At 61.8% G+C, this 12275-nt stretch carries 12 protein-coding genes and 1 tRNA gene; 6 read left to right on the top strand and 7 right to left on the bottom strand.

Annotated elements, in window-relative coordinates; genetic code table 11:
- Positions 1-105: 105 nt before the first annotated feature.
- Together cynS and KW841_RS06185 are read left to right on the top strand one after the other, a co-directional pair.
- Positions 106-573: a cyanase gene (gene cynS, locus KW841_RS06180; RefSeq protein WP_218474491.1), complete on the top strand. Its 468-nt coding sequence runs from the start codon at positions 106-108 to the stop codon at positions 571-573.
- A 61-nt stretch (positions 574-634) separates the two neighbouring features.
- Positions 635-1294 carry a carbonic anhydrase gene (locus KW841_RS06185; RefSeq protein ID WP_095967594.1) on the top strand — a complete coding sequence of 220 codons (660 nt, stop codon included), beginning with the start codon at positions 635-637 and terminating at the stop codon, positions 1292-1294.
- Between the two features lie 61 nt (positions 1295-1355).
- Here KW841_RS06185 and KW841_RS06190 read toward each other — a convergent pair whose 3' ends face one another.
- A complete protein-coding gene (locus KW841_RS06190; RefSeq protein WP_218474493.1) occupies positions 1356-2858 on the bottom strand; it encodes an aldehyde dehydrogenase family protein in 1503 nt (500 codons plus the stop codon).
- Between the two features lie 471 nt (positions 2859-3329).
- Between KW841_RS06190 and KW841_RS06195 the strand changes: the two genes are divergently transcribed.
- On the top strand, positions 3330-3836 hold the full coding sequence (locus KW841_RS06195) for a DoxX family protein (RefSeq protein WP_218474495.1): 507 nt from the start codon (positions 3330-3332) through the stop codon (positions 3834-3836).
- A 174-nt stretch (positions 3837-4010) separates the two neighbouring features.
- Here KW841_RS06195 and KW841_RS06200 read toward each other — a convergent pair whose 3' ends face one another.
- Positions 4011-4985 carry a carbon-nitrogen hydrolase family protein gene (locus KW841_RS06200; RefSeq protein WP_218474497.1) on the bottom strand — a complete coding sequence of 325 codons (975 nt, stop codon included), beginning with the start codon at positions 4983-4985 and terminating at the stop codon, positions 4011-4013.
- 102 nt (positions 4986-5087) lie between these two features.
- A complete protein-coding gene (locus KW841_RS06205) occupies positions 5088-6020 on the bottom strand; it encodes a GlxA family transcriptional regulator (RefSeq protein WP_218474499.1) in 933 nt (310 codons plus the stop codon).
- Positions 6021-6176: 156 nt separating this feature from the next.
- On the opposite strand from KW841_RS06205, the gene KW841_RS06210 reads away from it, so the two are divergent.
- A complete protein-coding gene (locus tag KW841_RS06210) occupies positions 6177-6839 on the top strand; it encodes a glutathione S-transferase family protein (RefSeq protein WP_218474593.1) in 663 nt (220 codons plus the stop codon).
- A 150-nt stretch (positions 6840-6989) separates the two neighbouring features.
- Here the strand turns inward: KW841_RS06210 and KW841_RS06215 are convergent.
- Positions 6990-7064: transfer RNA gene (locus KW841_RS06215), tRNA-Gln, on the bottom strand.
- A gap of 322 nt (positions 7065-7386) precedes the next feature.
- Between KW841_RS06215 and KW841_RS06220 the strand changes: the two genes are divergently transcribed.
- Together KW841_RS06220 and KW841_RS06225 are read left to right on the top strand one after the other, a co-directional pair.
- On the top strand, positions 7387-7815 hold the full coding sequence (locus tag KW841_RS06220) for a hypothetical protein (RefSeq protein ID WP_007980517.1): 429 nt from the start codon (positions 7387-7389) through the stop codon (positions 7813-7815).
- Between the two features lie 111 nt (positions 7816-7926).
- Positions 7927-8502, top strand: coding sequence for a hypothetical protein (locus tag KW841_RS06225; RefSeq protein WP_218474501.1), 576 nt, complete (start codon positions 7927-7929; stop codon positions 8500-8502).
- Positions 8503-8543: 41 nt separating this feature from the next.
- Here KW841_RS06225 and KW841_RS06230 read toward each other — a convergent pair whose 3' ends face one another.
- The 3 genes from KW841_RS06230 to KW841_RS06240 form a co-directional block, all read right to left on the bottom strand.
- Positions 8544-10532 carry a U32 family peptidase gene (locus tag KW841_RS06230; protein WP_218474503.1) on the bottom strand — a complete coding sequence of 663 codons (1989 nt, stop codon included), beginning with the start codon at positions 10530-10532 and terminating at the stop codon, positions 8544-8546.
- Between the two features lie 512 nt (positions 10533-11044).
- Positions 11045-11425, bottom strand: a complete 381-nt coding sequence (locus tag KW841_RS06235; RefSeq protein ID WP_007980523.1) for a RidA family protein — start codon at positions 11423-11425, stop codon at positions 11045-11047.
- Between the two features lie 117 nt (positions 11426-11542).
- Positions 11543-12166, bottom strand: coding sequence for an NIPSNAP family protein (locus KW841_RS06240; RefSeq protein ID WP_218474506.1), 624 nt, complete (start codon positions 12164-12166; stop codon positions 11543-11545).
- Between the last annotated feature and the right edge of the window lie 109 nt (positions 12167-12275).

Below are 12275 nucleotides of genomic sequence, written 5' to 3' on the forward strand. Positions count from 1 at the left end.
GCAGTGCTTATGCATTGCATTGTATATCGGTCTTGGACGCTATGGATGGATCGGCAGAAGATGGCCCCACACCCAAGCAATGCCACTCCCGATAGGAGAATCACCATGCAACAGTCCCACGCCTACAACGACCCAAGCCTGGCCCTGACCACTGCTGTCCTTGATGCCAAGGCGCGCAAGAACCTGTCGTGGCAGGACCTCGCCGATGGCACCGGCTTGAGCCTGGCCTACGTCACCGCCGCCCTGCTCGGTCAACACCCGCTGCCGGAAAGCGCCGCCAAAGTGGTCGGCGACAAACTCGAACTGGACGCCGACGCCGTGGCCCGATTGCAGATCATCCCGCTGCGCGGCAGCCTCTCGGGTGTGCCGACCGACCCGACCATCTACCGCTTCTACGAAATGATCCAGATCTACGGCACCACCCTCAAAGCCCTGGTTCATGAGCAGTTCGGCGACGGCATCATCAGCGCGATCAACTTCAAGCTCGACATGAAGAAAGTCGAAGATCCGGAAGGCGGCTCCCGCGCCGTCATCACCCTCGACGGCAAGTTCCTGCCGCTGCGTCCTTTCTAAGTTGATACCGGCCCGCACGCACCGTGCGGGCCGAACCCTGCCCACCCATGAGGACGCGATCATGAAAGCGCTCATCGACGGTTTCCTGAAGTTCCAGAAAGAAGCCTTTCCGCAACGCACCGACCTGTTCAAACACCTGGCCACCACCCAGCATCCAGGCACGCTGTTCATCACCTGCTCCGACAGTCGTGTCGTGCCGGAACTGTTGACCCAGCAAGAGCCCGGTGAACTGTTCGTGATCCGCAACGCCGGCAACATCGTGCCGTCCTATAGCCCGCACCCCGGTGGCGTATCGGCCACGGTCGAATACGCCGTCGCGGTGCTCGGCGTCACCGACATCGTGATCTGCGGTCATTCGGACTGCGGCGCCATGACCGCGGTGGCCAAGTGCACCTGCATGGATCACCTGCCCGCCGTCAGCGGCTGGCTGCAACACGCCGAGTCGGCGAAAGTGATCAACGAAGCCCGGCCACACGCCAGTGAAGCGGCCAAGGTCAGTTCGATGGTGCGGGAGAATGTCATCGCCCAATTGGCCAACATCCAGACGCACCCGAGCGTGCGACTGGCCCAGGAAAAAGGCCTGTTGAACCTGCATGGCTGGGTGTACGACATCGAGACCGGCTCGATCGACGCGCTGGATGCCGACAGTCGCAGCTTTGTGTCGCTGGTCGAGCATCCGGGCACTTGTGCGGTATCGGCCAAGGCGATCAAAGCCGCTTGACCGGAACCACCGGTTGTTGAAAAAAGTGACCGCCCTTGCAGCGGTCACTGGTTCCGCTGCCTCAGCGTTTGACGCCCAGATCGATCTGGGTCATGCGGCTACGGATGGTGAACACGCCATCACCCGAGAGAATCGCGCTGCGCGCAAACAGGCGCCCACTCTCCCAGTTCGAAAGGCCCAGTTCCGGCTTGTTCAACGCGTACTGGCCGTCGACCCAACGGGTGATGCCATTGCCGACAAAAGGCGCGTTGACCGCGTTGTAGAAACGCTCCTGGGCCTCGGCACTTTCACTGATCAAGGACACGGTGAACTGCGGGCTGTAGCGATTGAACAAGGCGATGGCACTGTCCAGGTCGTCGACGATTTTCAGGCTGACTTCCGGGGTTTCTTCCCACTCCCATTCGCGGCCCAATTGATCTTCCGGCAACGGCTCGGCCTGGGCTTCGGTCTGATAGCCCTCGGCGCGGTACACCTCCACCGTGGCAGCCAGCCAGTCTTGCGGCAGATGCGACTCGCTGCCTTCGACGATGTGCAGCTTGCAGCCCTGCCCCCGCGCGGTGCCGGCCTGCTTGAGTGCGTCGAGGAACAGCGGCACCAGTTCAGCGGCGCGGTCGCGGTGGATCAGGCAGACGTTCAGGGTGTTGCAGACTTTGCGGTCCAGGGAGTTGCGCACCACTGCAGCAAAGCGCTGGGCGTCGGCATCGGCGGTGGCGATCAGCCAGGCGCCACCGGTGCCGTGCAGGCTGACCGCCGTGCCGGCCTGCTGCGCGATGCTGCCCAACTGGCTGACGGCGCGCCCCGAACCACGGGCTACCGCCAGTGACAGGCGCCGGTCAGCGAACATCGCCCAACCGGCGGCGTGGTTGACGCTTTCCACCAGCGACACCGCACCGGCCGGCAAGCCGGCGTCGCTCAATGCAGGGTTCAGTGCATGGGTAACGATCGCCTGGGCGGTGCCCAACGCATCGCTGCCGATGCGCAGCACGGCGGTGTTGCCAGTGCGCAACACACCGGCCGCATCGGCAAACACATTCGGCCGGCCTTCGAAGACGAACGCGACAATGCCCAACGGCGAGACCACTTGCTCGACTTTCCAGCCATCGTGCTCGACGCAGCTGATCACCTTGCCCCGACTGGCCGCCGCATCACGCCACGCGCGCAGGCCGGCGATCATGTCGCGACGCATGCGCTCATCGGCCAGCAACCGGGTGGTCGAGCGACCGCGCGCCTTGGCCCGCTCGATGTCGGCCAGGTTGGCGGCCTCGATCAAGGTCCAGCATTCCGGGGTTTCCAGGCGTTGGGCAAACAGGTCGAAGAAGGCGCTGATCGCTTGATCGGACACCGCCGACAGCGCGGTAAACGCCGCTTGGGCGCGCTCGATCGCGACGTTGGCCGCTTGCTGGTCCGCCACGGGGATTAACAACAACTCGCCGCTGACCTGCTCCACCAGCAGGTGATCACCGGGCTGGAAGCGTTGCGCCAGTTCGGGGCTGACGACAGTGACACGATTGCCGGCGAAAGGGATGGGCGTACCAGCGACTAGACGTTCGAGCGCGAGAGACATGAAGCGGTTTCACCATGCAGGGGGCGGCCGGAAAATGTATAGCAATTTCCCTGTGGGAGCGAGCCTGCTCGCGAAGAGGCCATTCCATCCAACATCAATAGCGCCTGACACTCCGCTATCGCGAGCAAGCTCGCTCCCCATTTATTTGGCGTCGACCAAATCCAGCCCACGACCAACATCCACTGTGGGAGCGAGCTTGCTCGCGATAGCGGCAGGACAGTCAGAATTGATGTCGACTGACACACCGCCTTCGCGAGCAAGCCCGCTCCCACACGGGTTGTGCGCTTACGTATCTCAGTGTGTACAGCCCCGCCCCGGACACACCCCACACGCAAAACCCCACCCCAACGACACACCGCAGATACACCCCGTTGATGAAATACGCCGGTCGATTGGCCTGGCCGATCAAAGCACTCAACTCACGGGGCTTGCCCTTGCCCCGCCTCCCCGACCTGAAGGAGATCATCGTCCATGAACACCTCCATTTCCTCGGCCGTCAAAGGCCTGAACCTGAACCTCGACCGCGCCGGCAACTGGTTTGCGCCCCTGGCGCTGCGAGTGTTCCTTGCCTGGGAATTCCTCGAGTCGGGCCTGGAAAAATTCCACGGCCAGAACTGGTTCGCCGATATCCAGGAGCGCTTCCCGTTTCCGTTCGACCACCTTCCGGCGACGCTGAACTGGGAACTGTCGATGTGGGCCGAACTGATCTTCGCCTTGACCTTGCTGGTAGGCCTTGGAACACGCTTCTCGGCGTTGAGCCTGATGGTGGTGACCCTCGTCGCCACCGCCGCCGTGCATTGGCCTGCCGACTGGCACACCCTGAGTGAACTTGCCCAAGGTTACGCCATCAGCAACAAGGGTTACGGCAACTTCAAGCTGCCCTTGATCTACCTTGTGACCCTCACTCCGCTGTTGCTGTCCGGTGCCGGCAAGCTCAGCCTCGACGCACTGCTGGCGCGTTACTTCTGGCGTCGCTGAAAAAAGGGGACTTCACCGGGACACACAGATCACGAAATATCTGTAGGGGCGAGCCTGCTCGCGAAAAACCTGAGAGCACCGCGGGGTGTCAGGCTCCCCGCGTCATCGTTGACCTCCATCGCGAGCAAGCTCGCTCCTACAGGTATCGGTGTTCCCCGCAATTGCCTGAACAACCTACCCCATCACTTCTTCCATCCCGGTCTGTTCGGCCAGCGTCAGATGCGCATTGCGTTCATGCACATGGGCGTGCGGTGTACGGTCAATCAGCAGGCTCAGCAGTTCCGGGCGACTGTAGTGGCCGCGGGAATCCATCATGCGTTTGCGCTTGTCGATCAGGCCCATGTCGAGGTCGGCGATCACCTCGCCCTCACCTTCCTGCAACGAACCCAGCACCGAGCCATCCGGGCTGATGATCGCGGTATAGCAGCCGCCGGAGATCGGGCCGATGGCGCAGCCGGTATCCGCCATGATCTGCGCCTGTTGCTCGGGGTACAGCCATGCCGTGGAATTGACCACAAAGCACGCGGCCTCCAGGGCATGCTGGCGAATGCTGACTTCCATTTGCGAGGCAAACAGGGGACCTGCAAACGACCCCGGGTACATCGCCGCATGGATCTGTTCGCCATCGGCCATCAAGGCATAACGGGCCAGCGGGTTGAAATGCTCCCAGCAGGCCAGTTGCCCGATGCGCCCTGCCGCGCTGTCGACGGCCCGCAGACCGGAACCGTCGCCCATGCCCCAGATCATGCGTTCATGGTAGGTCGGGGAGATCTTGCGGCGACGCTGGATCAGCGAGCCGTCGGCATCGAACAGCAACTGCGTGTTGTACAGCGTGCCGCCATCACGCTCGTTGACGCCGATGGACACGACCATGCCCGCTTGCCTGGCTGCCGCGCCGATGGCATCGGTGGCCGGCGAAGGCACGGTGACAGCCTGGTCCAGCAGCTTGAGGTGCTCGGCGGCCATTTCGAACGGCGACTGTACGAAGGAAAAGTACGGGTAGTACGGCACGACGGTTTCCGGGAACACGGCAAATTGCACGCCCTGTTCGCCGAGTTCGAGAATTTTCTGCACCACTTTGTCGACGGTGCCTTCACGGCTGTAAAGAACGGGACTGATTTGTACGGCGGCGGCTTTGACAATGGTCATGGCGGTGATCTCACTGAGGGACGGGTTTCAACGAGATCAAGATTACGCTTATAATATTAAGTCTTGAATGTCGTATACACCACTTTTCAGGACATCAACAAATCAATCCCGACTGGCGCGCTGAATCACCTGCGGCGGCTGCCCGAAGGCACGAATGAAAGCACGACGCATCCGCTCCCGGTCACCAAACCCCGTGTCCGTCGCCACCACATCAATGGAGTGCCGGCCGGTTTCCATCATCAACCGGGCCGACTCGACCCGCAGGCGTTCGATGGCCTTGGCCGGAGACTGGCCGGTTTCGGCATGAAACACCCGGCTGAATTGCCGGGGGCTGAGATTGGCCGCGCTGGCCAGCTCCTCGACCGACAGCGCGGACTTTAGATTCTGCCGGGCGTAGTTCAGCGCCGCCTGAATCCGATCGGTCTTGGGGGCCAGTTCCAGCATCACTGAAAACTGCGACTGTCCGCCGGAACGCCGGTGGTACACCACCAATTGCCGGGCCACCTTGCGTGCAAGGTCGGCGCCCAGGTCCTGCTCCACCAGCGCCAACGCCAGGTCCACGCACGCGCTCATGCCCGCCGCCGTCCACAGATGACCATCATTGACGAAGATCCGGTCCTCCTCGACCTTCACGTTCGGGTACGCCTTGCGAAAGGCCGGCACATGCGCCCAGTGGGTGGTCGCCCGCCGACCATCAAGCAAACCGGCCTCCGCCAAGGCAATCGCCCCCGTGCAAATCGAGCCCAGGCGTCGAGTGCCCTGACTGGCGCGGCGCAAAAACGCCAGCATGCCCGCAGTGGTCGGGCGGATCAGGTTGTCGCCCAGGACCAGCAGCGTATCGAACGCGCGCTGGTCAAACGCTTCGGTCTGCACAGCAAAACCGGCGGACGTTTGCACCAGGCCACCCGGCTCGGACAACAAGGCAATGCGGTACAACGGCTCGTCACCGGCACTGTTGGCCAATTCGAAGGCGGCACACATGGCCAGCCCGAGAACCTGAAAACCGGGATAAACAATGAGTCCGATCTGGTGCATGGCGGTATGACCCTGAACGTGGCATGCCTGATATTCAGGCCAGGATCTGCACTCTAACCCGAACAGCCCGCACCGCACATCATGATGGCGCGCCTCGCGCATTGGCCGATGGCGACGGATAATGAAGCGGTTTGCATCTCACCGAGGAATGGAAGGATGTCACTGACTCTTTATTTCCACCCGCTCTCGTCGTTCTGCCACAAAGCACTGATCGCCCTCTATGAACTGGACATCGAGTTTGAAAAAAGGGTTATCGACCTGGGCAACGACGCCGATCGGGCCGAACTTCAAGCGCTGTGGCCGATCGGCAAGTTCCCGGTGCTTCGCGATCACACCCGGCAAAAGAATGTGCCGGAGTCGAGTGTGATCATTGAATATCTGGACCGGCTCCATGCCGGCCAGGCGCACCTGATTCCGCACGATTGGGAAGCCGCCCTGGAAGTGCGGCTGTGGGATCGCTTTTTCGACCTCCACGTACAGGTGCCGATGCAGAAGATCGTCGCTGACCGCCTGAACGCCGCCAACGGCGACCTGACCCGCGAGCGCGCCGCGCTGACAACGGCATACGGCCTGCTTGAACGGCAACTGGCGGCAAAAACCTGGGTGGCCAGCCCGGCATTCAGCATGGCCGATTGCGCCGCCGCCCCGGCGCTGCTCTACGCCAGCACCCTCGTCCCCTTTGCCGACGATCAGCGCCACCTGAGCGCTTATTTCGACAGGTTGACCGAAAGGCCCGCGGTCAAGCGGGTGATCGACGAGGCAAGGCCCTGGTTTGCCTGGTATCCGTTTGCCGAGGCCATCCCGGAGCGCTTTCGCTAGAGGCTCGCGCACAAAGACCTTGCGCGAGCCTTGGCTGCACGCGGGTTTGCGAGGGAACATCCGGAACATGAAAAACGAGCGCAAAAAACCGGCGAATCGACGAATAACAACCGTCGGTCGAGTATTTTCTGATTGAGCAAGAAGAAAAAATGGCAGGGGCGGCTGGATTCGAACCAACGCATGGCAGGATCAAAACCTGCTGCCTTACCGCTTGGCGACGCCCCTGTATCTGTTGCGATGAGTGCCAGGCACTCGCTTTCCTGAGTGGCAACAAGCGCTGCTGCCGGCTTGCGTGACAGGCTCCCTGAGGGCCTGTGCAAGAGTGGGCGGCAATTTACCAACTTTTGCCTTGTATGGGAAGCCCCAATAAAACAATTTGTTTTTTAAAACAGACGCTTAGTGTTCAGCCAAGTCCCGGGGAAGTGCTCGGCGCACATTCGGCCCGATCACGTCTGCTACGCTTTTCCTTTAGGGGATGGAATCGGAAATCGTTTGCTCAACACCCCTCCTTTACCATTTGAGGGCGCAAAATGTGAAAGGCAAACTGATGGGCACTTTTGCAACCATCCTGGTGGTCGGGGCCGCGATTTATGGACTGAACACCTGGGAACACATCGAGAGCCAGCGACAGGAAGCGGTCTGCAGGGCCGCCCGGGAGCATCTCAACGGCCTGGAAACCCAGGCGCGGGCCCTGGCCTCCGGGTTGACGGTCGAAGCCTATGCCGAGGCCGAAAAAGCCGAGGCCGGCCAGTTGGTCCTGGCACTTGATACGGCCAGGAACGAAGCCGAGGTCAATGCCGTCATCGACAAACACGCCGCCGCCATCGAAGCACAGATAACGGCCGAAGACGCCGAAGTCCACTCCCGCAGCGATCAACCCTTCCTCGGCCAGGAACTCAAAAAGCAACGCATCCCCACCGACATCAAACAGGAATTCAAACGAGCTGAAAAAGCCGTCCTCGAGACCTGTGGATAGCAACGACTGCCGCTGCGGGTCTGTCGCCAGCGTCTAGACTCCAGCAAGAACAGGCTGTAACCAGACTCCGCGTTTAAAACAAAAATAACTACAAACGAGGACGCCCAAACTTTGAAACTATCAACCCTCTGCGCCATGGCGGGCCTGCTGGTGTCGGTCGCGGTGTCTGCCAACGGCGTCATTCCTGTCCTCGAACTGGACTTCACACGGTCTGCGACCGAAACCCTGAAAAAAATCGGCATCAGTGACGCGTGCGTCATTGGCGCCTCGAGCCCCGTTGCGTTCACTTTCTGCCGGGAAGGATCGTCGACACTGTGGAAGTATCAGGCACTGGATCTGGAGCAGATGGCGGCGCTGCAAGATGCAAAGCAGTCCCCGGCGGCCTACCAGCCGGTTTCCGTGGTGGAGTTCGGGAGTCCGGCCTGTGAACACGAGGGCAGCCTGGCCGCCACTGGAAGACCGGCGATACGCAGGCTGATCCTCGGCCTGATCGCCATGTCCCTGCTGATCGGCTTGCGCTACAGCTATCGGGCCATGCGGCAGCGCCGCCAGGACCCCACCGCGTACGCGCATCCCCTTGAGCAGGCGTCGAGTGAATTTCAGGCCAGCGCACAGGCAAAAGCCCTGGCAGCCTTTGGCCTCGCGGTTGCCGTGGCAGTCGTCTACTTCAATTACACGGGATTTTGAACAACAGGTGAGCGCGCCGTTGCGGCGCGCTCGCCGGTCACTCAGTGCGGTGCGCGGGGGATGGTCTTGAGCAGATCTTCGGGGCTGATGTGACCAACCACGCTGCCCGGTTGCGGCAGGTTGAGGATGTGGCCCTTCATCTTGCCGATAATGTGCATTTCGCATGGTTTGCAATCGAACTTCAGCGTCAGCACTTCATCGCCGTGAATCAGCTGCATCGGCGCGACCTTGGTGCGCACGCCGGTCACGCCCTTGGCCTGTTTCGGGCACAGGTTGAAGGAGAAACGCAGGCAGTGCTTGGTGATCATCACCGGCACTTCGCCGGCTTCCTCGTGGGCCTCGTAGGCTGCGTCGATCAGCTTGACCCCATGGCGGTGATAGAAGTCGCGAGCCTTCTGGTTGTACACGTTGGCCAGGAACGTCAGGTGCGACTCCGGGTACACCGGCGGCGGTGTGGTTTCGGCTTTACGGCTGCCGCGCGGGTGGGCGGCGACCCGCGCCTGGGTCAAAGCCTCTATCACTTCGCGGCGCAAGGCTTTGAGCTGCGAGTTCGGGATGAAGTACGCCTGCGGCGCATCCAGCTTGATGTCGATCGCGTGGTACTGGGTGGTCCCCAGCTGGCCGAGCAGATCCTGCAATTGCTCCAGCGCCTGCTCCGGCTTGTTGGCCGCGCCGAACGGGCCGGCCAGCGTGACGCTGGCGCTGATGCCCTCCTCGCTGGTCGCGGTCAGCTCCAGCTGTTCTTCACGCAGGCGAGCGACCCAGCTCAGGGCGATGCGACGCTCGGCCGAGGTCCGTTGCAGCGCCTGCTGCCAGTTGTGATCGAGATTGCGATTCAGCGGATGGTTGGGGCGCAGCTTGTACATCCCCTCCGGCATCTCGTTGGGCTCGACGCGATAGCGATAACGCTTCTCGCCGTCTTCCTCGAATTCGCCTTTGGGTTCGGCGATGTTGGCGCGGAAACCCACCACTTCACGCTTGACCAGCACGTTGAGGCCGTCACCGTTGGACAGCGGTTCGTGCGTCACGACCTGCATGTCACGCTTGGCGACCTTCTCGACCACACCTACCGGCAGACCGGTGAAGGTCGGCGAGTCAAAGGCGCCGATATCGATCTTGCGGTCAGTGACGAAGTAATCGGTGCTGCCACGGTGGAAGGTTTTTTCCGGGTCAGGCAGGAAGAAGTGCGCGGTGCGGCCGCTGGAAGCGCGGGCCAGGTCCGGGCGGTCTTCGAGGACGTCGTCGAGACGCTGGCGATAGTAGGCCGTGATGTTCTTCACATAGCCCATATCCTTGTAGCGGCCCTCGATCTTGAACGAGCGCACGCCCGCCTCGACCAGCGCGCGGATGTTGGCGCTCTGGTTGTTGTCCTTCATCGACAGCAGGTGCTTTTCGTAAGCGATCACGCCACCCTTTTCATCCTTGAGGGTGTACGGCAGGCGGCAAGCCTGGGAGCAGTCGCCACGGTTGGCGCTGCGCCCGGTCTGCGCGTGGGAAATGTTGCACTGGCCGGAAAACGCCACGCACAACGCGCCATGGATAAAGAACTCGATGGCCGCGTCGGTTTCGTCGGCGATGGCGCGGATTTCCTTGAGGTTCAGCTCGCGGGCCAGCACCAGTTGCGAGAAACCGGCCTGATCGAGGAACTTCGCCCGCTCCAGGGTGCGGATGTCCGTCTGGGTACTGGCGTGCAGTTCGATCGGCGGGATGTCCAGCTCCATCACCCCCAGATCCTGGACGATCAGCGCATCGACGCCGGCGTCGTACAACTGGTGGATCAGCTGGCGGGCCGGCTCCAGTTCGTTGTCGTGCAGGATCGTGTTGATGGTGGTGAAGATCCGCGCGTGATAACGACGGGCGAATTCCACCAGTTCGGCAATCTCGCTCACCTCGTTGCAGGCGTTGTGGCGGGCACCGAAGCTCGGGCCGCCGATGTACACGGCATCGGCACCATGCAGGATAGCCTCGCGGGCGATGGCGACATCGCGGGCAGGGCTGAGCAATTCCAGGTGATGTTTGGGCAAAGACATAGTTTTTTTAGTCAGGCTTTTCACGGTCGAGGCGTGCATTGTAGCGGCGAAACGCCCGACCGGCACCCGTATGCTGCCCGGTGGCGTTTCGGGCAAACCTGGCCCGCCTCAATCCCTGTAGGAGCGAGCTTGCTCGCGATGGACGTTAACGATGACGCGGGCATTCTGCATGCACGCATCGCCCTTGTGTTCATCGCGAGCAAGCTCGCTCCTACATTCGATCGGCGTAGACCAAAAATCTAGCCCACGCCCAACATCCCCTGTGGGAGCGAGCCTGCTCGCGAAAGCGGTGTGACAGCCAAAATTGATGTCGACTGACACGCCGCCATCGCGGGCAAGCCCGCTCCCACAGGGGATTTCATGTCGTACTCAGAATTTGTGCACAACAACATTCAACTGTGGGAGCGGGCTTGCCCGCGAAAGCGCTGGGTCAGTCAACACTTGTGCAAGCTGACACTCCGCCTTCGCGAGCAGGCTCGCTCCCACAAGGGGTTTTGTGCGCATCGCAGCGATCAGGCTTTGGCCGCCATTGCGGTCACTTCCACGCGCATGCCTTCCACCGCCAACGAGGCAACCCCGACAGCGGCGCGCACCGGCCACGGCTTGGCGAAGTAGCGCTTGTAGACCTCGTTGAACGCGGCGCGGTCGGCCATGTCGGTGAGGTAGATGGTCAGGTGCATCACGCGGTCCATGGAGCTGCCGGCACGTTCCAGTGCAACCTTCAGCGCTTGCAGGGTGCATTCGCTTTGCAGGGTGATGTCGCCCAGCTCCAGACTGCCGTCGGCACGGGTGGGGATCTGGGTGGAGACCAGCACACCGCCGAAGCCGACGACGTCGGAGGAAATCGAGTCGGCATCGAGGTCAGGTGTAAAGGTCAGGTCGTGGTTTGCCATTGGAAGTTCTCTTGCTTGAATGGGTAAGGCGAGCGCCTTTTGCGCCGCCAGTTTACAGGGCCATTCCCGGCGCGTCGCTAATCCGCAGCGCTCGACTGCGCATGAGCCGAGCCGTCGTCATTGCAAGGGCGAAAACTTCGCCGGCAGGTAGATCGTCGAGCGCATGTCGCGCAGTTGCGGGCCGGAGTTTTCCGGCGGCCAGACGCCGTCGGCGACCGCCTGGGTGCGCACCTGCAAGCGCTGCTCAAGGCTGGCCCACGGCCAGATGTGCAGATAGCGCGGCAGCGCGCCGTCGGTGGCGTAAAACGCCGCGTACACCGGCGAATACTGCTCGGCGGTCCGCGCTTCAATGGCGTTGCTCCAGCCGTCGAGTGTCGGCTGCAAGCCGCTGCTGACCAGGTCGTAGACGCGCAACTCATAGAAGGGACCGTGCTGGCCGGCACTCAAGGGTTCGAGGAAGGGAAACAGCGTGTAGTTTTCGATGCGCAGGTCGGTGATGAACTCGTTGACGCCAAACGCCCCGCCCCCCAGCAGGAAGCGCTCGCGCTCTGCCTGCCTTGAGTGCTCGTCGGCATAGCCACGCAGCACGGCGATCTGGTTCAACGGGCCGATCTCCGAAGCCCAGCAACCCATCAACACCCCGCCGACTTCCGGCTTCGCCAACTCATTCTCGATACGTGCCAGTGCATCGGCCACCGTGCGCACCCGCACGGTAAAAGTGATCAGTTCAAATAAACGCATAACGACTCCGCCGACTTGATTGCCAAAAGCCCACAGCCTAAGGCAGCCCCTGTGGACGGGGTATTGAGACGAACCCCATCGATTACGGCATTTCCCCCAGTGTTCCAGG

The sequence above is a fragment of the Pseudomonas sp. PDM28 genome (assembly GCF_019219115.1).
Lineage (GTDB): Bacteria > Pseudomonadota > Gammaproteobacteria > Pseudomonadales > Pseudomonadaceae > Aquipseudomonas > Aquipseudomonas laurylsulfatiphila.

What these genes read in the sequence shown, in the direction of transcription:
- cynS (WP_218474491.1), top strand. Translation starts at nt 106, where the DNA reads ATGCAACAGTCCCACGCCTACAACGACCCAAGCCTGGCCCTGACCACT.
- KW841_RS06185 (WP_095967594.1), top strand. Translation starts at nt 635, where the DNA reads ATGAAAGCGCTCATCGACGGTTTCCTGAAGTTCCAGAAAGAAGCCTTT.
- KW841_RS06190 (WP_218474493.1), bottom strand. Translation starts at nt 2,858, where the DNA reads ATGTCTCTCGCGCTCGAACGTCTAGTCGCTGGTACGCCCATCCCTTTC.
- KW841_RS06195 (WP_218474495.1), top strand. Translation starts at nt 3,330, where the DNA reads ATGAACACCTCCATTTCCTCGGCCGTCAAAGGCCTGAACCTGAACCTC.
- KW841_RS06200 (WP_218474497.1), bottom strand. Translation starts at nt 4,985, where the DNA reads ATGACCATTGTCAAAGCCGCCGCCGTACAAATCAGTCCCGTTCTTTAC.
- KW841_RS06205 (WP_218474499.1), bottom strand. Translation starts at nt 6,020, where the DNA reads ATGCACCAGATCGGACTCATTGTTTATCCCGGTTTTCAGGTTCTCGGG.
- KW841_RS06210 (WP_218474593.1), top strand. Translation starts at nt 6,177, where the DNA reads ATGTCACTGACTCTTTATTTCCACCCGCTCTCGTCGTTCTGCCACAAA.
- KW841_RS06220 (WP_007980517.1), top strand. Translation starts at nt 7,387, where the DNA reads ATGGGCACTTTTGCAACCATCCTGGTGGTCGGGGCCGCGATTTATGGA.
- KW841_RS06230 (WP_218474503.1), bottom strand. Translation starts at nt 10,532, where the DNA reads ATGTCTTTGCCCAAACATCACCTGGAATTGCTCAGCCCTGCCCGCGAT.
- KW841_RS06235 (WP_007980523.1), bottom strand. Translation starts at nt 11,425, where the DNA reads ATGGCAAACCACGACCTGACCTTTACACCTGACCTCGATGCCGACTCG.
- KW841_RS06240 (WP_218474506.1), bottom strand. Translation starts at nt 12,166, where the DNA reads ATGCGTTTATTTGAACTGATCACTTTTACCGTGCGGGTGCGCACGGTG.